The following is a 20521-nucleotide window of genomic DNA, read 5'->3' on the forward strand; positions in this document are numbered from 1 at the left end:
GTGGACAGCCCGAGCGAACCACCGGGGCACGTCCGGAAAGGGTCGGGTGGTGCGGTGCGGTCAAGACCACGCGGTGACGAACCGCGTTCGACCGCGCATCTCGCGGACGGCACGGCCTCAGCCCGTCCCTCCGCGACCGTGAGCGGTGAACACGGGGTTTCGAGCGCGCAGCACCACTGGTGATCTCGCCGCGCTTGACGCTGTTGACCCGGTTGCCTCAGGGCGTCGTCGTCCAGGCGGCGCCGACCGAGGTCCACGCCGACCTCGTGCCGAACGGTTTCGCCACCTCCACAACTGGAAAACCCGGGTGCGGTGCCCCGACGTCGGGCTCCGCACCCGGGCTTTGCCGTGCCCAGCCCGATCGGCCTGCTTGGAGGACGCGGTGCAGTTCAACGAGAACGCCGAGCTCGACACGTCGCAGGTCACCGACCAGCGCGGGGTGGGGGGCCGGGTCGCGCTCGGCGGCGGTGGCCTCGGCATCGTCGGCCTGATCATCTACTTCGTGCTGTCCCAGCTCGGCGGCGGCGCGCAGCTGCCCTCGGGCTCGGGCTTCGGCGACGTGGGCCGGGACCAGCAGGTCGATTCCCAGGCCATCGCGGACAAGTGCCGGACCGGCGCGGACGCCAACCGCGAGACCGACTGCCGGGCGGTCGCGTTCATCAACTCGATCCAGGCGTTCTGGAGCGACCAGTTCGCCCGTTCGAGCCGCACCTACGAGCGCGCGCAGACCAACTTCTTCTCCGGCGGTGTGCAGACCCGCTGCGGCAACGCCACCTCCGCGGTCGGGCCGTTCTACTGCCCGGCCGACGGGCAGGTCTACATCGACCTCACCTTCTACCAGGAGCTGGAGCAGAAGTTCGGCGCGACCGGCGGCCCGTTCGTGGAGGCGTACATCCTCGCCCACGAGTACGGCCACCACGTGCAGAACCTGCTCGGCACCTCCGACCGGGTCGGCCAGGAGGCGGGTGCCACCTCCGGCTCCGTGCGGCTGGAGCTCCAGGCCGACTGCTACGCGGGCGCCTGGGCCAACCACGCGCAGACCGTGCCCACCGGGTCCGGCCGGCCGCTGATCACCGGCGTGACGCAGGACGACGTGAACGCGGCGCTCGACGCGGCGGCCCGCATCGGCGACGACTACATCCAGAGCGAGCTGGGCGGCGGCCACGTCGACACGACCCAGTTCACCCACGGCTCGTCGGCGCAGCGCCAGAAGTGGTACACGACCGGCTACGAGACGGGCGACCCGGCGCGCTGCGACACCTTCGACACGGACAACCTGGGCTGAGCGCGGGGCGACCGGCGCGGACCCCCGACCGGGTGGTGCGCGGTGTAGGAAGTGCCACACCGCGCACCACCCGGCGCGGTGTTAGCGTCCGCTGATCGGACCACCGCGCGACAGGGGGAGCAGCCGTGACGACGCTGGAGGCGGTCCTCGTCGTCCTGGCCGGGGTGTTCGCCGGCGGCATCAACACCGTGGTCGGCTCCGGCACCCTGGTGACGTTCCCGGTGCTGCTCGCGGTCGGCTACCCGCCCGTGGTGGCGAACGTGTCCAACAGCCTCGGCCTGGTGCCCGGCTCGCTCAGCGGCGCCTGGGGCTACCGGCGCGAGCTGGTCGGCCAGGCCGGCCGGGTGAAGCGGCTGCTGCCCGCCTCGGTGCTCGGCGGCGTGCTCGGCGCGGTCCTGCTGGTGGTGCTGCCGGAGGACGCGTTCTCCGCGATCGTCCCGGTGCTGATCGCGATCGCGCTGGTGCTGGTGGTGTTCCAGCCCTGGCTCAACCGCAAGCTGGCCGAGCGCGAGCGCCAGGAGCACGGCGGCCTCGCGCTGTGGGTCGGAGTGTTCCTCGCGGGCATCTACGGCGGCTACTTCGGCGCGGCCCAGGGCGTGCTGGTGATGGGCCTGATGGGCGTGCTGGTGGACGAGCACATCCAGCGGATGAACGCCCTGAAGAACGTGCTGACCGCGTTCGTGAACCTGGTCGCGGGCGTGCTGTTCATCTTCATCGCGGACGTGGCGTGGCTCGCCGTGCTGCTGCTCGCGGTCGGCTCGGTGGTGGGCGGCCAGATCGGCGCGAAGGTCGGCCGCCGACTCCCACCGGCCGCGCTGCGCGCGGTCATCGTGGTGGTGGGAGTCGTGGCCATCGTCCAGCTGCTCACCCGGTGAAGGACCGGGCCGCCGCCAGGAACGCCTCGTTCTCCTCGACCTCGCCGACCGTCACGCGCGCGCCGTCGCCGGCGAACGCCCGCACGACCACCTTGTGCGCCAGGCAGTGCTCGTTGAACGCGGCGGTCCGCTCGCCCAGCGGCAGCCAGACGAAGTTCGCCTGCGACACCGGCACCTCGAACCCGGCGGCCAGCAGCTCCGCCCGCACCCGGCCCCGCTCGGCCACCACCGCGCGGCAGCGCGCCATCAGCTCGTCCTCGGCGTCCAGCGAGGCCACTGCCGCGACCTGGGCCAGCGCGTTCACGCTGAACGGCACGTAGACCTTGCGCAGCGCCTCGGCCACCGCCGGCGAGGCCGCCGCGTAGCCGACGCGCAGCCCGGCCAGCCCGTACGCCTTGGAGAAGGTGCGCAGCACGGCCACGTTGTCCCGCCCGGCCGCCCACTGGGCCTTGGCGAACTCCACGCCGTCCGGCACGTCCGGGTCGTCGACGAACTCCTTGTACGCCTCGTCGACCACCACCAGCACGTCGGTGGGCACGCGGTCGACGAACCGCTCCAGCTCGGCCGTCGTGAGCGCGGTGCCGGTGGGGTTGTTCGGGTTGCACACGAACACCAGCCGCGTCCGGTCGGTGACCGCCCCGGCCATCGCGTCGAGGTCCAGGCCGTGGCCCGCGGTCAGCGGCACCCTGGTCTGCCCCGCCCCGACCACCGCGGTGATGATCGGGTACGCCTCGAACGAGCGCCAGGGGAACACCACCTCGTCGGCCTCGGTGCACGTCGCCTGCACGAGCTGCTGGCACAGCGTCACCGAGCCGCAGCCGACGGCCAGCTGGTCGGTGGGCACGCCCAGCCTGTCGCCCAGGCGCGCCACGAGGTCGGTGGCGGCGGTGTCGGGGTAGCGGTTCACGGCGGTGGCCGCGTCCGCGATCGCCCGCACCACGCTGGGCAGCGGTCCGGCCGACACCTCGTTGCTGGCCAGCTTGACGGCGCCGGGCACGCTCCGGCCGGGCACGTAGCTGGGCAGGGCACCGAGGTCGGCGCGGGTTCGCACGGTCATCCAAGGGCTCCCTTCGGGATTCTGAGCTGGACGTTATCCCCCCGCCGCGCCGAACGGGCACATCGCGGTCTGGTTGCTCACGTTGACTCGCGTTCACCCCCTCGTGGAAGGGTTGGGCCATGACACCTACCCGCACCGAGACGATCTCCCTCACCGACGGCCGCGAGCTGACGCTGACCGTCGCCGAGCCGGAGAACGCCGTCCGCGGCGGCCTGGTCGTGCTCCACGAGGCGCGCGGCGTGACCGACACCGTCCGCGGTCTGGTGGCCGGGCTCGCCGCCGAGGGGTGGCTCGCGGTGGCGCCGCACCTCTACGAGGAGGTGTCCGGCGAGGAGGCGCCCGCCGTGGTGAGCGCCCTGTCGGGGGAAGAGGTGCTGGCCGACACGGACGTGGCGTTCGTCTGGTTGGAGCAGCGCGGCGTGGGGCGGGACCGCGTCGGCGTCATGGGCTTCGACCTCGGCGGGGCGGTCGCGATGGTCGTTGCGGGAAGCCGAACCATCGGCGCCGCGGTCACCGTCGGTGGTGGTGGGATCGTCGAACCGCTGGCCGGCGGGCTGCCGTCGCTGGTGGAGGTCGCGGAGGAGCTGACCTGCCCCTGGCTGGGGCTCTACGGCGACGACGACCCCGCCATCCCCCTCAGCGACGTGGAGAAGCTGCGCGACGCGGCGGCCGCGGCGCCGGTCGCCACCGACGTGGTCGTGTTCGCCGACACCGGGCACCGCTTCGACACCGATCCGGGCGTCAGCGCGGAGGCGTGGCAGCGGGCGCTGAACTGGTTCGACTCGCACCTGCGTTGAGCCTCTCGTCGGGTCTTGGAACCGGACGGCCTTCCCGGTACATCTAAGGAGAGCGTCCGGAACGCCCGGTTCGGTCGCGGTCGGCTAACGCGCGGAGCCGCCGCGGCGAATCGCAGTGCAGGGGGTAAGTGATGAGCGACGGGAACACGGTTCCTTCGACGGCGGGAGCACCCACGGTGCAGGTCCCGTCCGGCTTCACGCCGTCCGCGGCGCCGCAGCCGGGCGCGGTGCCACCGCCCGACCCGATCGGCGCGACGACCGTGACGCTGTCCGCGCCGGTCGCGGCCGCGCCGGGCACGAGCGCGCCGGCGAGCGCCCCGGCGCCCGAGCCCGCGGCGGCCCCGCCGGTGGCGGCCGATCCGGTGACCGCCGGCCCGGTGACGGCCGGCCCCGCGCTGGCCGGCCCCGCGACGGCCGAGCCCGCCCCGCCCGTGCTCGCGGACACCTTCGCCGGGGCGGCCAAGACCGACCTGGACAAGGCGAACGTCGCGCTGGACGCGGTGGACAAGCAGGCCGTGCAGCTGGACCTGGACCGGCAGGGCGTCGAGGACCTGCTCAAGCTGGTCTCGCAGGCGCGCAACCTGGTCGACGGCGTGCACGCCAAGGCGGTCAGCAACCTCGACATCGAGCTGAAGTTCGGCAACAACTGGGTGAGCGAGGCGATCAGCCGCCGGCTGCGCGAGGTCGCGGTGGGCGACGAGTCGTCGGCGGTCAACGTGATCGGTGACTTCATGAAGGTGCTGTTCGAGGTGGAGGAGACCATCCGCAAGGCGGCGCGCAACCTCCAGGAAGCCGACGACGAGGCGGCCGACACCTTCGGTTCCGCCGGGGAGGCCAGGGGCTGATGGGCGACAACAACCACGGTGGTCACCGGGGCGGCGGCCACCACAACGGCGGTCACGGCCACCACAACGGCGGCCAGGGCGGCAACCAGGGCAGCGGTCAGGGCGGCAACCAGGGCGCCGGCCAGGAGAAGCCCAGCGACCTCGGCAAGCCGGTCGACTGGATGACCTACTCCCACCAGGCGCTGTGGAACATGATCAACACCGGCGTGGACCTCCGGGCCGCCGGCACCGCCCAGGCCGACTGGACCGCGGTCGGCCAGGCGCTGGCCGAGGTGCGCGACCTGCTGGCCACCGCGATCACCCGCTCCTCCCAGGCGTGGGAGGGCGGCACGGCCGACCGCGCCCGCGAGGCGCTGGAGTCGGTGGAGAAGTGGGCGCTCAACACGAGCGAGCACGCCGAGAACGTGGCCAAGTGCATCGGCACCGAGATCGAGCACGTGCAGACGGCGCGCGAGATGATGCCGCCGCCCGCGCCCGCGCCGCCGGTGGTCACCCCGGTCGGCGAGGTGGCCGGCACGCCGGCCCCGATCGCCGCCACGCCCCGGTCGCCGCTGGTCGCCGGGGGCGCCTCGGGTGGTCTGGCGGGCGGCCTGGCGTACGGGTCGCCGACCTCGGTCGACTCGGCCGGCCCCGTCCTCGGGACCTCTGCCGGGCACCACGCGACCACGACCGGGCACGGCGTCCCGACCGGGCGGAGCGCGTTCGCCGGCATCGACACCATCGCCGCGCCCGCGGTCGAGTCCGTGGTGGTCGCCGACGCGACGCACCGCCAGGCCGCCGAGGTCATGGCGATGTTCCAGCAGAACTCCTACGCGGTCGACCGGACCGTGCCGTCGTTCAGCCCGCCGACCAACCCGGTCGCGCCGCCCACGCCGCCCCCGGTGACGATGATCCCGCCCACGGCGCCGACGACGGGCGCGGACGGCAACCCGGTCGTGGTGAACAACACCGCGTCCCAGCAGCAGCAGAACAACCAGCGGCCCGGCGGCGCGCCCGCGGCGCCCACCCCGTTCGGCCGCGGCGGCTTCGCGGGCGGCCGGGGCGGTTACGGCGGCGGCCGCGGTGGCGGTGGTGGCGGCGTGCCGTCGCCCGTGGTCGCGGGTGGCGGTGGCGGCAGCGCCGGCCCGAGCAGCCCCGGCGTGGTCAGCGGCGCGCTCGGCGACCGCGGCGCCCCCGCCAACCCGGGCAGCGTGACCAGCCAGTTCCAGGCGCCCAAGTCGGTGACGCCGCAGGCGGGCATGATCGGCGCCGCGCCGATCGCCGCGCCGCCGCCCGTCGCCGGCGCGGGCGGGAGCACCGAGCGGGACCACAACCGACCGGGTTACCTGGAGGACGACGACAACCTGTTCGCCGCCGACCGCAAGGCCGCACCACCGGTGATCGGACTGTGACCGAGCGCGTCTTCCGGCTCAGCGAACTGGAGTTCTTCCTGCTCTGGCGGTCGGTCCACGGGGACGCCCAACCGGTGCCGCTGGGCACCAGGCACTTCGGGCACACCCGGGAGGAGCGCGAGCGCCTGGTCGAGACGACGTCCCGCGCGCTCGCGGCGCGGGGCCTCGGCACCGTGCCGCGCCCGGACGGCGAGCTGTACGGGCTGCTGCGCGGCCTGGCCGAGTTCGAGGTGGGCCTGGAGGTCTTCTTCACCCTGCGCGGCGCGCAGGCGCGCGGCCTGGCCACCGCCGCGTGGCACGGCGCGTTCGCGGGCCGGCTCGGCGACCAGGTGCAGGTCACCGGGTTCCGGCCGACCGCGCTCGCCGCCACCACGGTCAACACCCTGCCGCCCGCGCCACCCGGCGGCGGCCGGTCGGTGAACGTGCGGTGGGACGACTACCTGGCCGCGGGCCGGGCCGGCGAGGTCGACGGCTCGGAGGGCTTCCTGGACGTGCTGCGCGGCGTCGGCCTGCGCGAGCCGGAGGCGAACACCCTGATGCGCGCGGTGACCACGCGCAGCGGCGGCGGGCAGGTCGGCGTGATCGCCCGCAACCGCGCCGGGTACCTGCACCCGACCGGCGCGGTGGTGTCGTGGCTGGACACGGCCGAGGGCCGCTACCTGGTGCGCCGCGACGACGGGTGGCTCGTGGTGGCCCCCACCGACGCCCCCAGGCTGACCTCCGCGGTCGAGCGGTTGTTGTCCACCCCCGCCCGGGTCTGACCCGGTGTGTGGTCGGTCGCTGTGGTTCCGGGGCGGTTCTTCGGCTAGGAACTCCAGGTATGACCGAGATGCGTGCCGGCACCGCCGCCGGCGAGGCGGAAGTCCTGTGGCGGCCGGACCCCGACCGGGTCGCGGCGAGCCGGATGACCGCGTTCCGCTCCTTCGTGGCCGATCGCCACGACCTCGACCTGCCCGACTACGAGTCGCTGCGGCAGTGGTCCACCTCCGACCTGGAGGCGTTCTGGGGCGCCGTGGCCGAGTTCTTCGGGGTGGTGTTCCACCACGGGTACGACCGGGTGCTGCCGGTCGAGGTGATGCCCGGGGCGACCTGGTTCCCCGGCGCGACCCTGAACTACGCCGAACACGCCCTGCGCGGCCCTGAGGACGCCCTGGCGGTCGTCTTCCACCGGGAGGACGGGGTGACCGCGGAGCTGACCCGCGGCGAGTTGAGGCGGCGCGTGGCGGCCGTGCGGGCCGGGTTCGCGTCGCTCGGCGTCGGCGTGGGAGACCGCGTGGTGGCCCTGGTGCCGAACTCGCCGGAGGCGCTGATCGCGTTCCTGGCGGCGGCGTCCCTCGGCGCGACCTGGTCGTCGTGCTCGCCGGACTTCGGCGTCCGGGCGGTGACCGACCGGTTCGCCCAGGTCGAGCCCAAGGTCCTGGTCGCGGTCGACGGCTACCGGTACGGCGGGCGGGCCTTCGACGTGCGGCCGGTCGTGGCGGAGCTGGCGGCGGCGATCCCGTCCCTGCGGGCCGTGGTGGCGGTCGACTACGTCGGCGGCACCCCGCTGCCCGACGCGGTGACCTGGGACTCCCTGCTCGCCGACCACGACGGGGCCGAGCTCGCCTTCGACCCGGTGCCGTTCGACCACCCGCTGTGGGTGCTGTACTCGTCGGGCACGACGGGGCTGCCCAAGGGCATCGTCCAGGGGCACGGCGGCATCGTGCTGGAGCACCTGAAGATGCTGGCCCTGCACAGCGACCTGGGGCCGGAGGACCGCTTCTTCTGGTTCACCACCACCGGTTGGATGATGTGGAACTACCTCGTCTCCGGCCTGCTGGTCGGCTCGACCGTCGTGCTGTTCGACGGCAGCCCCGCGCACCCCGACCTCGACGTGCTGTGGCGGCTGGCCGAGGAGCACCGGGTGACGTACTTCGGCACGTCGGCCCCCTACATCCAGTCGTGCCTCAAGGAGGGCCTGGAGCCCGCGGCGGCGCACGACCTGTCGTCCCTGCGGGCCGTGGGCTCCACCGGCGCGCCGCTGACCCCCGAGGGCTTCCGCTGGATCGCCGCCGAGGTGGGCGACCACGTCCAGATCGCCTCGGTGTCCGGCGGCACCGACCTGTGCACCGCGTTCGTGGCCGCGGCCCCCGACGTGCCGGTCTGGTTGGGCGAGCTGTCCTGCCGGGCCCTGGGCGCCGCCGTCGAGTCCTACTCCGAGGCCGGGACCCCGGTCGTCGACGAGGTGGGGGAACTGGTGATCACCAGGCCCATGCCGTCCATGCCGGTGTTCTTCTGGGGCGACGAGGACGGGACCAAGCTGCACGACGCCTACTTCGCCACCTTCGAGGGCGTCTGGCGGCACGGCGACTGGATCCGCGTCACGGAGCGGGGCTCGGCGGTCATCTACGGCCGCAGCGACTCCACCCTCAACCGCGGCGGGGTTCGCATGGGCACCAGCGAGTTCTACCGGGTGGTGGAGAGCACACCCGGCGTCCTCGACTCGCTGGTGATCGACACGTCCGGCGCGGGCCGCACCGACGGCGAACTCCTGTGCTTCCTGGTGCTGGACGGGGAGACGAACTTCACAGAGCTCGAACCGGTCCTCCGCGCCGACCTGAGGACCAACCTCTCACCCCGCCACGTCCCGAACAGGTTCATCGTGGTCGAGGAGATCCCCAGGACCCTCAACGGCAAGAAGTGCGAGGTCCCGGTCAAGAAGATCCTGGCCGGCACCCCGCCCGAGCGGGCCGTGAGCCGGGACGCCCTGCGCAACCCGGAGTCCCTGCGACCTTTCCTCGACCTCGCCGCCCCGCCCGCAGGCTGAACGGGCGGTGAACGCCCCCCACCTGCCGGAGACCCGCTCTGACCTGCGGTGATCCGGTAAGGAGGGGGGCGTTTTGCTAAGCGCTCGGGGGCATGTGTAATCTATGCGTCGTAGCCGAGGGCTCCGGGAGGCTTCGCCTAGTCTGGTCTATGGCGCCGCACTGCTAATGCGGTTTGGGTTCACCCCCATCCCGGGTTCAAATCCCGGAGCCTCCGCAACACCCTGCTACGGTAGGGTGACAACTGAAGAACGATGCGCTCGTAGCTCAACGGATAGAGCATCTGACTACGGATCAGAAGGTTGCAGGTTCGAATCCTGCCGAGCGCGCAAGAGTAAGCCCAGGTCAGGGCCTTGTTTCGGTTAACGGAACGGGGTCCTGATTTGTTGTGTGGGGGGCTGCTGTCTCACATCTTCACACGAACGCCCGGGCAGGTTCAGACGGTCGTAGCATGTGATCGTGGTGTTCGGTGGGGAAGGATTGCCCGCCGTGCGTCGGATGCTGACCTTGGCCGATCGGGAGGAGATCTCCCGAGGGCTGGCCGAGTCGTTGGAGTACAAGGAGATCGCGGTTCGAATCGGTCGTGATGCCTCGGTGGTCTCTCGTGAGGTCGGTCGCCACGGTGGTCGCGGGGGTTGTCGGGCCGTGGTGGCCGAACAGGCCGCGGGCGCGGCCCGGTCGAGGCCGAAGTCGTTGGCGGTCGACCGGGACCCGGCTGTTCGGGCACGGGTGGTCGAACAGTTGCGCGGGGGCTGGTCACCGGCGTCGATCGCGGGCCGGTTGGCACGGGGTGAGAACGGCGAGGACGCTGTGCGGGTGAGCCACGAGGCCGTCTACCAGTGGGTCTACGCCCAGCCTGTCGCGACGCTGAACCGGGAGTTGATCGCGCTGCGGACCGGCCGCACGGCCCGCCGCGGGCCACGCCCGGCACCCGCGCCCCGCATTCGCGAGCCCCGCTACCTCGACGAACGTCCCGCCGAGGCCGACGACCGGGCCGTGCCCGGTCACTGGGAGGGCGACCTGGTCATCGGCAAGGGCGGCCGCAGCGCGGTGGCCACCCTGGTCGAGCGCACCAGCCGCTTCCTGGTCCTGGTCCCGCTGCGCGGACGCGACTCGCTCACGGTCACCGACGCGATCATCGCCGCCGTCGGCGACCTCCCTGCCTCGGTCAAACGCTCCCTGACCTGGGACTGCGGCTCCGAGATGGCCCTGCACGAAGCGGTCACCGCCACCGGGTTGCCGGTGTTCTTCGCCCACCCCCACTCACCGTGGGAACGCGGCAGCAACGAGAACCTCAACCGGATCGTGCGCGAGTTCCTGCCCAAGGGCGTCGACATCCCCTCCGACCCCCGCTACCTGGCCGCCATCGCCGCCGAGATCAACGACCGACCCCGTAAAATCCACGACTGGAGAAAACCCAGCGAGGTATTCACCGAACTCCTCGAAGCGGATGCTTCCACCGCCTGAACCTGCCCCGTACTGCTGCTCAGCCGTAGAGCTTGCCGAGCGCCTCGGTGCCCGTGTGGAGATCCTCATCACTCGCGTGGACGTAGGTCGAGTACGTGAACGCGGTGTCGTAGTGCCCGGCCCACTTGCTGACGATCGAGATCGGCACCCCGGCCTTTCCCATCAGGCTCAGCGCCGTGTGCCGCCCTTCGTGCAGGACGATCCGCTTCACGCCGGCTCGCTTAGACAACCGGCCGAACTCGTCCGAGTACCACTCGGGGTGGACGGGCTCACCAGCCTCGTCCGCGACGACGTAGCCGCTCTGCCGGTAGCCCTCGCCGACCGACAGCTTCTCCTCGGCCTGCTTGACCTTGAACGTGTGCAGGGCTGACGCCGCCGCGAGGTCGAGCGGGAGCTTGCGGAACCCGTTCTCCGACTTGGGCGGGACGATCAACACCTTGCCCTCGACCAAAACCCGGGCCTGCTGGACGTACACCGTGGCCGCGCCCTCGACGTAGCAGTCCACGCACCACTTCACCTCGTGCCTGCCGCACACCTTGGCGAATGTGCCGAAGTCCACGTCCTCGTCCCACCGCAACCCGAGCACCTCTAGGACTCACCTCTGACGGCCTTCCACCTCGCTCCGAAGAGCGAGCACCGCGGCGACGTACTTCCCATCCTGCCCGTCCTGCTGCACCAGTTTGGGCAGGAGCGCCTCGACCTCCGCCAGGGTCTCCGCAGCGCTCACCAGACCAAGCCGAAACCGCGTCTCCGTGATGTACCGCGAGGACACGAGCGCGTCGTAGCTCTCACTTCCCAGCGCGCTCACTTCCGCCGAGTGACATGCCTCCAGGCGTTCCAGCGCCTCGCCGAGGCGCTGGGCGCGGTGCAGCGCCATCGCGTGGCACCACATCACGCGTCGCGCTTCCGGCGACTCGACTCCGAGCAGGTCGACAAGGGCCGTGGAGACCACCCGCAGTTCTTCGAGGGCTTCCTCGGACCGGTCCAGTCGTTGAAGGGTGTGTGCTCGGCAGTGTCGCTCGCGCATGGTGTCGAGACTCTCACCCTCGCCTTTGCCCTCCCGTAAGGTCAGGACGTCGTCAATTACGCTCAACGCCTCTTCGGAGCGCTGGGCACGGCGCAACCCGTCGCCGTAGTCGTGGCGCAGGTTCAGCAGGAACGCGTCGTGGTTTGGCAGGTCCGAGCAGTCAGCGATCAACGCCTCGAAGTGCGCGAGAGAGTCATCATGCCGCTCCTGGGCGCGCAGGTTCTTGCCCAACCACTGAGCAAGGTGGCGGTAGTCGGATTGCTCAGTGAGGCCGTTCGCCGACATGTCCTCCAACGCGGCCCGGTACTCGACCTCCGCGTCGGCGTACCTCTTCGCCCGGTCGAGGGCGTGCGCCATCTGATGCCGCGTGTAGGCGGAGAAGTGCGTGCCGTCGGACAATGCGGGTGAGCCGTAGTGCTCGACGATGTCACTGAACTCGGCGTTGGCCTGCTCCCCGTGGCCGTGCGCGGTCATGAAACCCGCCAGGGAGGAGCGCTGCATGATGGTGTGGTGGTCCAGGTCGCCCCGCTCGCGCCGGCAGTCGGCGACCACGGAGCGCATCTCGGCCTCGGCTTCTCCGTCGAGCCCCAGGGCGCTCAGCGACTCGGCCCATGCGTGCCGTGAGATCAGGCTGTACGGGTTGGTGGGCCCGAGAACGCGGACTCGGGTCTTCGCCACCCACCGAAGTTCCACTTCCGCTGCAGCTTGGTCCCTGCTGTGGGTCAATGCGACCGCCCAGTTGTAGTGGGTTATCAGGGTTTCGGGGTGTTCCGGTCCGAGCACCTTCCTCTGGCGATCAAGGATGTCCCGGTATTCCGCTTCCAGAGCCTCGGGGGCTGGCGGACCGGCGGTGAACGCGTGCCGGTGCCGGATCGCCAATCGCGTCGGGTCGTCATCCGGCAGGATGGAGGTCCGCGCCAGGAGCGATGCGGCCAAGGGCACGGCCTCGTCGTACCGGCTGGCGAAGACGAGGTAGGCGAAGCAGCGTAGGCCCGCCTCGGCGACGCGGGCCAGGGTCTCCGGGTCGTCGTCGGGCACCACACCGACAGCCGCCTTGACGTGTGGTGTGACGAGTTGCCACCAATCCCAGTTCGGGTGCTCTTCGGGTTCGGGCGCTGCGGCGGTCCACAGGACGTGCGCCGCCGCCCGCCACACCGCGTCCTGCTCCGCCCGACGGAGGGATCGCACCCTGAACGCGGTGGCTTCGAGCACCAGCCGGTGCGCCACCAGGCAGGGCAGCGGCGGTTCAGGGAACCCCTCGGGGACCGCGGACAGCTCACCGCTCTCGGTGATGTTAAGCAGGTGAAGGTCGACCAGCGCCATAAGCGCCCGGTCCGGGTCGTCCAGGGCCGCCAGCGTCGCGTCGCTGCCTTCCAGTGCAAGGGGGTCGATCAGTTCCGCGGGTAAAGGCGAGGGCGCGAAGCAGGAGATCAACCGCATCAGGCGGCGTGCGTGGCCGATCCCCTGAGCGTCGAGGAGATCGAGGCTCATCTCCCAGGTCCGGCCAACGAGCTTGCGGTGCAGCCGCTCCAGGCTCGTGGTGTCCGGGGTGTGGTCGAGCCCTTGGTCGAGCAAATCCGTGCCGATGTCGCCGAGGGCGCGACGGTAGTCATCGAAGGTCGTGATGCGGAGCCGATCGGAACCGGGTCCGCGCTTGAGCAGCCCGCCTCCGCGAGCGGTCCTGGCAAGGTAGCGCCCGGCGGACACCAGCGCCAGGGGAAGCCCGCCCAGGCGGTCGGCCAGGGCTCGCGCGTCCTCATGGTCGCCGGCGTGACCGGCTATGTCGATCAGGACGTCGGCGGCGTCGTCGACCGCGAGCACGTCGACCGGGTACAACTCGGCCTGATTGCCCCACACCTGCGGGTTGCCGACGCGGGTGGTGATGACGGTGGTACCGGCCGGGCTCGCGCGCACCCAGCCCGTGCCATCGCCCGGACTCCCGTCGGCCACCGCCAGGAAATCCGGCTTGTCAGCGTTGTCGATCACGAGTAGCCAACGCCTGCGCGCTTGGTCCAAGTGGTGCCAGAGCAGATCCGGCGCACTGCCGTGGCCCGACCAGGCGTCTTCAACCTCGTTCTCCGGAACACCCAGTTCCCGTGCGATCACCCGCATGCCGGTGATCAGGCGTTCGTGCTGGTGGGCGGAGACCCAGAAGACCTGGTGACCGTTCCTTCCAGCGGTCCGCGCCAGTTCGAGGGCGATGGTCGTCTTCCCGCAGCCGCCGAGACCGTGGAGGACCCGGACGTGCGGTTCGGCTTCCGACCGCAGGTCACCGAGGGCACTGAGCAGGGGGTCACGGCCGCGGACCCGCGGAGGCAGGTCACCGGTGGGTGGTCGGATCGAATAGATCTCCGGCAGGGCGGGGCGAGGCGTCAGCTCCTCGGACGACGCGGTTTGGCGCCACCGCTGCTCGGCCGTCTTGGCGTCGTCCCGCAACCTGACCCACCCGCTAGTGGCCGGTACGTCGCAGGCGCGCAGCAACGACGACACCGTTTTCCACGAGGGGGTTCTGGCACCGCTGAGCGCGTCGGACACGGTGGAGGGCGCCAACTTCGCGGCGCCAGCCAGTTCGCGAACACCAGAGTAGCCAGCTTTGATCATGCACTCGCGCAGCCTCTCGGCCAACGCCTGCACCTCGCGGGGACCTGCTGTTTCGATCGGTGCCAACTGCCGTACCACTCCGCCCCCTTACCGGACCGCTCCGCGTTGTTCGGCGAACGTTCGCGATCACCTCAGATCGGCTCCGCCCACATCTACACCAGTTGTGTCGGTCCATGTCGGAAGGATGCAACAGTGAACGCCATCGAAGCCGCGGTACACGTGGTTACCGTCGTTAACCTGCTGGTCACTACTGCCGCAGTGGTAGTCGGGCTCCGTCGTCGGCGCGAGCCGGGTGGCTCCGAGCGGTCGGATGACTGACGACGCTCGCTTCGCCGAGCGGGTAGGGGCCCACCAGGGACAGTTGTCACTTCCCGGTGGCGTTGAACATCACGCCAGCGCGCGTAAGGCGTGAGTCATGCGCAACTGTGGAGTACAGGCGACCGGGAGCCCGCTCACCGTGTGGTGCGTCATACGCCGTGAAGCCCTGGGACCAGGGAGCCCGACTGCCGGCCGCAGACGGTCGTGTGGTCGGCTGCGGCCCCGCAGCGGTGGCCGGGTATCCGCGTGACACGGGTAGCGGCTCTCCGGGACGGGTTCGTGGGAAGTCGGGAACCGGCCGTCCTGCCGGCCTCGGTTTGTGGGTGAACGGTCGGAGCTGCTCCTGGGCGTTTCCCACCGCATTGTCATCGGTTGTCCCTCGGGTGTTCCGCTGCGCATTCTCGTGCGGTGCGTCACAGGTCCTGTCGACCCGCCGTCCTCGTCGCCGACACCGGCGGGTTCGGCAGGGGTTGCCTGCTCGGGGAGGGCTGCTCGACCTCCGCCGCCGGTGAACCGGACCGCCGAACGGCCGCGAGGCAACGCCGGGGGTGGTCCGCGGCGTACAACCGGTGATCAACCCTGATCACCGGGAGGGCACATGGGGATCGTCAAGCCGACCGCCGTCGTGGCGCTGGTGGCCGCGGTGGTGGTGGGCAGCACCACGGCGGCGACGGCTCAGGCCGAGGTCGGCACGCGGGGCGCGCTCTACACCGTCACGACCTGGCACGAGGTGAACATCCGGACCTGTCCTTCGTCGGCTTGCCGGAAGGTGGGTTCGCTGGTGGCGGGCCAGCGCAGGAAGGTCGAGTGCTGGGTGCGCGGCGAGCCGGTGACGGACGCGGGCATCACCAACGACGTCTGGCTCCAGGTCGACGACGCCGACGAGGACAGCGGCGACCTGTGGTCCAGCGCCGTCTACTTCGTCGGGGACGAGTACGCCGGCCTGCCCGTCGGGGCCCGGTGCGCCGACTCTCCGGAGGCCGCCGGGCGCTGATCCGGGAACCGGGGACCGCCGGCGGAGCACCGGCGCCCCGGTAGCGGCGAAATCCCCCGCGACGGCCGGCGTCAGTCGGCCAGCACGTCCCACGGCTGGCCGTCGCGGGTGGGGGTCAGGGCCACGACGGTCCGGCCGTGGACGGTCACCGACAGGTCGCCGGCCGCGAAGCGGTCGTCCGCGCCGTCGTCCGAGCGGTCTTCCACGTCGTCGCCGAGCCCGCCGGCCGCGCCGCCGCCGGCCGCCGCGCGCCGCCACCCGCGGGCCACCTCCGCCGCCTCGGCGGGCGGCAGCGGTTCGTCCAGGACGGCCAGCAGCACCGAGCCGCGGGCGCCGGTGACCGGGTCCACCGGCGCCCACCGGCCGCGCGCGGTCCGCCCGGCCAGGGTCACCGGCGCCGGCGGGGCGGTGTCGAACAGCTGCTCCTCGACCGCCCCCAGCGCGCCCGTGCCGACCTCGAACAGGCTCAACGGCGACAGCTGGTCCGGCCGCGGCCGGGGGAACAGCTCCTGCTGCGCCGGCGCCGGGTCCACCTCGCGCAGCGCCACCTGCTCCGCCCGCGGCAGGCGCAGCGCCGCGGCCGGGTCCGGGACGCCGATGGCGCCGCTCAGCCACTCGACCCCGTCCGCCGGGGCGAAGAAGTCGACCACCACGCCGTCGCCGTCCAGGTAGGCCCACGTCATGACCAGCGGATGGCGGTGCACGTGCGCCCACGGCAGCAGCCGGTCCAGGCGCTCGCGCGGCAGCCTCGTCGAGCCCGGCGGCTTGCCGGACCGACCCCGGGCCTCGCCCGCGAGCAGCAGGCCCGGCGCCTGGAACAGCAGGTCCGGCCGCACGCCCCGCTTGGCCGACGACGCGGCGAGCGTCATCGGCAGCGCGCTGAAGTCGGCCGGGTCGCCGTCGTTCCACTCGTAGGCCGCCTGGACCGCGGCGGTGAGCATGCCCAGGCCGAACGACTCGCTGACGAACCGCCGGACGTGCGGCGAACTCGCCCGGAACCCGTCCTGGCGCAGCGTCACGGGCCGACCGGGCCGCACGCCCAGGTAGTTCGCCAGCAGCCGCAGCTCGTCGAGCCGCGTGTCGAACCTGACCCGCGCCGAACCGGCCGGGGCCACGGCGTTGACGTGGACGACCTCGGCCACGTTCACCGGCAGCCTCTTGCGCCCGCTGAGCGGGTGGACCTCCTCGACGCGCGGGTAGTCGTCCGCGCCGGTCCGGGTCGTCCAGCGGAACTGGCGAACGATCACCCAACTCATCCCGCGCAGTCTAGGGGGTGCCGATCATGTCAAAACTTCTTGACATCGAGTCAAACTGCCCTGACACTAGCGATGTCAAGTTCGCTTTACATCGGGGGTGAGTGGTGACGTACGAGGAGAAGGGCACCTGGGTCTACCTGGTGGTCACGGCCGCGACGTACCTCGGGTACGTGGTCGTGATGGCGGCGCGGGCCGGGGGAGACCTGGCCGCGACGCCCTACGTGGCGCCGATGCTGTGGTCGATCGGGGCGTCGGTCGTACTCGCGGTCGTGGTCCGGATCGGGGTCGAGGCGGCCCGCCCCAGCGACGGGCACCGGGCCGACGAGCGCGACCGGGGCATCGACCGGCACGGCGAGCAGGTGGCCGCCGGCGTGCTGGGCGTGGGCATGGTGCTCCCGTTCGCGCTGACGATGGCCGGGGCGCCCCACTTCTGGATCGCCAACGCCATCTACGCCGTGTTCGCGCTGTGGGCCGTGGTCGGCGCCTCGGTCAAGCTCGTCGCCTACCGGCGGGGGTTCTGAGTGGGCCGGCCGACGAGGATCACCAACTCGATCCGGGCGCTGCGCTTCGCGCACGGGGAGATGACCCAGGCCGAGCTGGCCCGCCGGGTGAACGTCACCCGGCAGACGATCATCGCCGTCGAGCAGGGCCGGTACTCGCCCTCGCTGGAGATGGCCTTCCTCATCGCCGGGGTGTTCGGGGTGCCGCTCGGCGAGGTCTTCCAGTACCCCGAAGGTCCCGAGGAGGACTCGTGAAGGCGATCGTCCAGGACGGTTACGGCGAGCTCGACCAGGTCCTGCGCCTGGAGGACGTGGCGGACCCCGCCCCCGGTGCCGGCGAGGTGCTGGTGCGCGTCCGGGCCGCGCCGGTCAACGGCAGCGACTGGCACCTGATGCGCGGGCTGCCCTACCTCTCCCGCCCGATCACCGGCCTGCGCCGGCCCCGCAACCGGGTGCCCGGCCTGGAGCTGGCGGGCGTCGTCGAGCGGGTCGGGCCCGGGGTCGGTTCCCTCGACGTCGGCGACGAGGTGTTCGGCTGGTGCTCCGGCGCGTTCGGGGAGCTGGTCGCGGTGCCCGAGGGCCAGGTGACCCGCAAGCCGGCCAACCTGACGCCGGAGCAGGCCGCGGCGGTGCCGATCGCCGGGTTCACCGCGCTCCAGGCCGTGCGCGACCGGGGCCGGGTCGGACCGGGGACCCGGGTGCTGGTCACCGGCGCGACCGGCTGCGTGGGCACGTACGCGGTGCAGCTGGCCAAGGCGTTCGGGGCCGAGGTCACGGCGGTGTGCGGGGCGGCGAAGGCCGACCTGGCCCGCGAGCTGGGCGCCGACCACGTGCACGACTACGCGACCGGCGAGCCGCCCGGCGGGTTCGACGTGCTGGTCGACCTCTACGGCAACCCGACGCTGCGGGCGTGCCGGCGGCTGGTGCGCCGGGGTGGCGTGGTGGTGTTCGTCGGCGGCACGGGCGGCCGCTGGTTCATGGGCACCGACCGCTGGCTGCGCGCGCTGGTGGCCGCGCCCTTCCTGGGGTTCCGGGCGAGACCGCTGGTGCACCGGGACCGGCTGGAGGACCTGGTGCTCCTGCGCGACCTGGTCGAGGCGGGGCGGCTGAGGCCCGTGCTGGACCGGACCTACCCCCTCGCCGACCTCGCCACCGCCGTCGAGGACGTGCGGCGCGGGCGGGTCCGGGGCCACGCCGTCGTGACGCCCTGACCCCGGACCCGCCCCTCACCAGGCCGACGGCGGTGGCGGCGGCACCACCTGCGGCCGGTCGTCGCAGGTGATCGTGTTCGGCAGCAGCCAGGGGGCGAGCCAGTCGCCGTTGCCGCCGAGGTCGGTCAGCGAGAACTCCGAGCCCGACGCGGGGAAGCCGAACGAGCCGCAGTTGTTCACCGGCACCGCGCCCGTGTTGCGGGCGGTCACGCCCTCGAACGTCGCCCACCCGGCGGCGCGGGCGCTGACCACCGACGTGCCCGTGCCGTCGACCCTGGTGTCCGCGAAGTGCACGTTCGTGATCGAGTGCAGGTCCTTCACCGACCACTCGCTGACCAGCATGATCGCGTTGTAGGTGTTGTCCAGGAAGTGGTTGCCGACCACGCGGACCTCCGCGTCGAGGTCCCGCTCCAGGGCGTAGAACCAGATGGCGCCCAGGCCGATCCGCCAGTTCAGCTCGAAGGTGCCCGCCCGCACCGTGGTGTTGTCGGTGATCCGCACGTGGCCGGTGAACGGCAGCGCGCCGAACCGGGACCCGAGCTGGATGCCGCTGCCCTCGCGCACCGGGTCGGCGATGAGGTTCCCCTCGACCGCGTTGTCCGTGCCGCCGTACAGCGCGACCCCGTTGGCGAGCACGGGCGACTGCACGGTGTTCCGCTCGAACCGGTTGCGCGCGTTCTGCGCGTGCTGCGACCACATGGCCAGGCCGTCGTCCCCGGTGTTGCGCACGAAGTTGCCGCGCACCACCGAGTCGGTCACCCCGCTGTGGAAGTTCAGCGCGTCGGCGACCTGGTCGACGATCACGTTGTTCGTGACCGAGAGCCCGGACATCGGCCCGTCCAGCCACAGCCCCACCTTGGTGCGGTGGATGTACAGGCCGTCCACGGAGGAGTCGGACAGGGCGCCGCCGATGCCGTTGACCTGGTCGGTGTCGACGCGCTCGCGCACGTCGCCCTCGATGGCGAACCCGCGCAGGTGCACGTTGCGGCTGCCGCCCTCGGCGGCCGGCTTGCCGTAGAAGCCGACCCCGGTGTGGACGGAGCCGTCGGGCAGCGGCGCGGGCAGGGTGACCTGGCGCCCCTTGACGATCGTGTGCCAGCTGCCCGCGCCCTGGATGGTCACGTCGTCGACGACGACGTGACGGTTGACCTGGAAGGTGCCCGGCGGGACGTAGACCTCCAGCCGGTGCCGCCGGGCGAAGGCGATGGCGCGGTCGAACGCGTCCGCCGAGTCGCGCCGCCCGGTCGGGTCCGCGCCGAACAGCAGCACGTTGGCCGCGATCAGCGACACCCGCGGCGGGGCCACCAGCTCCGAGTCGAGCAGGTCGATCACGGTCCACGCGGCGTCGGTGCCCCTCGGCGCGGTGAGCCGGACGACGTCGCCCGCCCGGTGCGCCCGGTCGAGCAGCAGCCGCTGCTCGTCGTAGAAGTGGTGCGGCCGGAACGGCTTCGGGACGACCGGCGCGGGCGAGGTCTGCGCCGGCACGCACTGGCACTCCGTGATCCACCAGTCGGGGTGCAGCAGGTCGGCGCCCGGGTCGTTGGTGAACGGGTACTGGTTGTAGAGCCAGGAGTACTGCGAGGTGAGCGTCATGGTCCGGCGGTGGCGGCCGTTGACGGTCACCTCCAGCGGCGCGGTGATGCCGCCGCCGGTCTCCGCGTCCGGGATGCTGTAGCGGACCGTGATCGCGTTGGCCGCGGCGGGCAGGGTGAACTCGACGTGCTGACCGGGCAGCAGCCGCACGGCCCGCCGGCCGGACGCCTCGGACGGCAGCGTGTAGGCGGTCCGGTCGGGGCCGATGACGGCGCCGGTCGTGCGCGCGTGCTCCGCCTCCTGCTCCAGGAACGGCACGTCGGCCCCGCGACCGGCGACGAGCGCCGGGTCCAGCGCGGCTCGGGTGACGACGGGCGCGGGCGCGGCTCCGGCGACCGGCGCCGGAGCCACGCCGAGGCAGATGGCGGCCGCGACGACCGCGACCCACCTCGCTCGGGCGATCCGCATCATCGGGCGACCTCGTTCCTGTCGGCGGGCGGGCGAGCCGACCTTAGGCGCGCTGTGGCCCCCGTCACAAGGTTCTGCCAAGTTTTTTCGTG

Annotated in this window: 17 protein-coding genes and 2 tRNA genes; 14 read left to right on the forward strand and 5 right to left on the reverse strand. The window is 72.1% G+C overall.

The features are described from left to right. Positions 1-382 precede the first annotated feature (382 nt). On the forward strand, positions 383-1285 hold the full coding sequence (locus Q5530_RS04840; RefSeq protein ID WP_415360967.1) for a neutral zinc metallopeptidase: 903 nt from the start codon (positions 383-385) through the stop codon (positions 1283-1285). Positions 1286-1410: 125 nt separating this feature from the next. Then, complete coding sequence (locus Q5530_RS04845) at positions 1411-2160, forward strand: sulfite exporter TauE/SafE family protein (protein ID WP_415360968.1); 750 nt, start codon at positions 1411-1413, stop codon at positions 2158-2160. Here the strand turns inward: Q5530_RS04845 and hisC are convergent. After that, the gene (gene hisC, locus Q5530_RS04850; protein ID WP_415360969.1) at positions 2150-3217 is read right to left on the reverse strand and encodes a histidinol-phosphate transaminase; all 1068 of its coding nucleotides are present in this window, start codon (positions 3215-3217) and stop codon (positions 2150-2152) included. The two genes, Q5530_RS04845 and hisC, sit on opposite strands and share 11 nt — an antisense overlap. A gap of 119 nt (positions 3218-3336) precedes the next feature. Between hisC and Q5530_RS04855 the strand changes: the two genes are divergently transcribed. The 8 genes from Q5530_RS04855 to Q5530_RS04890 all read left to right on the forward strand — a co-directional run bounded on the left by Q5530_RS04855 (position 3337) and on the right by Q5530_RS04890 (position 10521). Next, positions 3337-4014, forward strand: a complete 678-nt coding sequence (locus Q5530_RS04855) for a dienelactone hydrolase family protein (protein WP_415360970.1) — start codon at positions 3337-3339, stop codon at positions 4012-4014. Between the two features lie 176 nt (positions 4015-4190). Further along, positions 4191-4859 (forward strand): hypothetical protein, encoded by a 669-nt coding sequence (locus Q5530_RS04860; protein ID WP_415360971.1) that lies wholly within the window; start codon positions 4191-4193, stop codon positions 4857-4859. Beyond that, positions 4859-6250, forward strand: a complete 1392-nt coding sequence (locus tag Q5530_RS04865; protein WP_415360972.1) for a hypothetical protein — start codon at positions 4859-4861, stop codon at positions 6248-6250. The genes Q5530_RS04860 and Q5530_RS04865 overlap by 1 nt, the downstream gene beginning before the upstream one ends. Further along, positions 6247-7011 (forward strand): ESX secretion-associated protein EspG, encoded by a 765-nt coding sequence (locus tag Q5530_RS04870; protein WP_380632484.1) that lies wholly within the window; start codon positions 6247-6249, stop codon positions 7009-7011. The genes Q5530_RS04865 and Q5530_RS04870 overlap by 4 nt, the downstream gene beginning before the upstream one ends. A 59-nt stretch (positions 7012-7070) precedes the next feature. Continuing rightward, positions 7071-9056, forward strand: a complete 1986-nt coding sequence (locus Q5530_RS04875) for an acetoacetate--CoA ligase (protein WP_415360974.1) — start codon at positions 7071-7073, stop codon at positions 9054-9056. 126 nt (positions 9057-9182) lie between these two features. After that, a tRNA-Ser gene (locus tag Q5530_RS04880) sits at positions 9183-9271 on the forward strand. 39 nt (positions 9272-9310) lie between these two features. Further along, positions 9311-9383: transfer RNA gene (locus tag Q5530_RS04885), tRNA-Arg, on the forward strand. A 169-nt stretch (positions 9384-9552) separates the two neighbouring features. Further along, positions 9553-10521, forward strand: coding sequence for an IS30 family transposase (locus tag Q5530_RS04890; RefSeq protein WP_415360975.1), 969 nt, complete (start codon positions 9553-9555; stop codon positions 10519-10521). A 19-nt stretch (positions 10522-10540) separates the two neighbouring features. Here the strand turns inward: Q5530_RS04890 and Q5530_RS04895 are convergent, their stop codons facing one another. Both Q5530_RS04895 and Q5530_RS04900 read right to left on the reverse strand, forming a co-directional pair. After that, positions 10541-11107, reverse strand: a complete 567-nt coding sequence (locus Q5530_RS04895; protein WP_415360976.1) for a tyrosine-type recombinase/integrase — start codon at positions 11105-11107, stop codon at positions 10541-10543. Positions 11108-11116: 9 nt separating this feature from the next. Next, on the reverse strand, positions 11117-14173 hold the full coding sequence (locus Q5530_RS04900; protein ID WP_415360978.1) for an NB-ARC domain-containing protein: 3057 nt from the start codon (positions 14171-14173) through the stop codon (positions 11117-11119). Between the two features lie 892 nt (positions 14174-15065). Between Q5530_RS04900 and Q5530_RS04905 the strand changes: the two genes are divergently transcribed. Then, positions 15066-15461, forward strand: a complete 396-nt coding sequence (locus Q5530_RS04905) for a hypothetical protein (protein ID WP_415360979.1) — start codon at positions 15066-15068, stop codon at positions 15459-15461. Positions 15462-15532: 71 nt separating this feature from the next. Here the strand turns inward: Q5530_RS04905 and Q5530_RS04910 are convergent, their stop codons facing one another. Further along, positions 15533-16717 (reverse strand): hypothetical protein, encoded by a 1185-nt coding sequence (locus Q5530_RS04910; protein WP_415360980.1) that lies wholly within the window; start codon positions 16715-16717, stop codon positions 15533-15535. Positions 16718-16821: 104 nt separating this feature from the next. Here Q5530_RS04910 and Q5530_RS04915 point away from each other — a divergent pair, with 104 nt between their 5' ends. From Q5530_RS04915 to Q5530_RS04925, 3 genes are read left to right on the forward strand one after another with little or no spacing between them, the layout of a single operon-like run. Then, on the forward strand, positions 16822-17238 hold the full coding sequence (locus Q5530_RS04915; RefSeq protein WP_415360982.1) for a hypothetical protein: 417 nt from the start codon (positions 16822-16824) through the stop codon (positions 17236-17238). Then, complete coding sequence (locus Q5530_RS04920) at positions 17239-17472, forward strand: helix-turn-helix transcriptional regulator (RefSeq protein WP_415360983.1); 234 nt, start codon at positions 17239-17241, stop codon at positions 17470-17472. Continuing rightward, positions 17469-18428, forward strand: a complete 960-nt coding sequence (locus Q5530_RS04925) for an NAD(P)-dependent alcohol dehydrogenase (RefSeq protein WP_415360984.1) — start codon at positions 17469-17471, stop codon at positions 18426-18428. Before Q5530_RS04920 ends, Q5530_RS04925 begins: the two co-directional genes overlap by 4 nt. A gap of 15 nt (positions 18429-18443) precedes the next feature. Here Q5530_RS04925 and Q5530_RS04930 read toward each other — a convergent pair whose 3' ends face one another. Beyond that, positions 18444-20429 carry a glycosyl hydrolase family 28-related protein gene (locus tag Q5530_RS04930; RefSeq protein ID WP_415360985.1) on the reverse strand — a complete coding sequence of 662 codons (1986 nt, stop codon included), beginning with the start codon at positions 20427-20429 and terminating at the stop codon, positions 18444-18446. Between the last annotated feature and the right edge of the window lie 92 nt (positions 20430-20521).

Origin of the sequence: Saccharothrix sp. BKS2 (assembly GCF_047689505.1) — a bacterium.
Classification (GTDB): domain Bacteria; phylum Actinomycetota; class Actinomycetes; order Mycobacteriales; family Pseudonocardiaceae; genus Actinosynnema; species Actinosynnema lopnurensis.

What these genes read in the sequence shown, in the direction of transcription:
- hisC (WP_415360969.1), bottom strand. Translation starts at nt 3,217, where the DNA reads ATGACCGTGCGAACCCGCGCCGACCTCGGTGCCCTGCCCAGCTACGTG.
- Q5530_RS04855 (WP_415360970.1), top strand. Translation starts at nt 3,337, where the DNA reads ATGACACCTACCCGCACCGAGACGATCTCCCTCACCGACGGCCGCGAG.
- Q5530_RS04865 (WP_415360972.1), top strand. Translation starts at nt 4,859, where the DNA reads ATGGGCGACAACAACCACGGTGGTCACCGGGGCGGCGGCCACCACAAC.
- Q5530_RS04875 (WP_415360974.1), top strand. Translation starts at nt 7,071, where the DNA reads ATGACCGAGATGCGTGCCGGCACCGCCGCCGGCGAGGCGGAAGTCCTG.
- Q5530_RS04890 (WP_415360975.1), top strand. Translation starts at nt 9,553, where the DNA reads ATGCTGACCTTGGCCGATCGGGAGGAGATCTCCCGAGGGCTGGCCGAG.
- Q5530_RS04905 (WP_415360979.1), top strand. Translation starts at nt 15,066, where the DNA reads ATGGGGATCGTCAAGCCGACCGCCGTCGTGGCGCTGGTGGCCGCGGTG.
- Q5530_RS04910 (WP_415360980.1), bottom strand. Translation starts at nt 16,717, where the DNA reads ATGAGTTGGGTGATCGTTCGCCAGTTCCGCTGGACGACCCGGACCGGC.
- Q5530_RS04930 (WP_415360985.1), bottom strand. Translation starts at nt 20,429, where the DNA reads ATGCGGATCGCCCGAGCGAGGTGGGTCGCGGTCGTCGCGGCCGCCATC.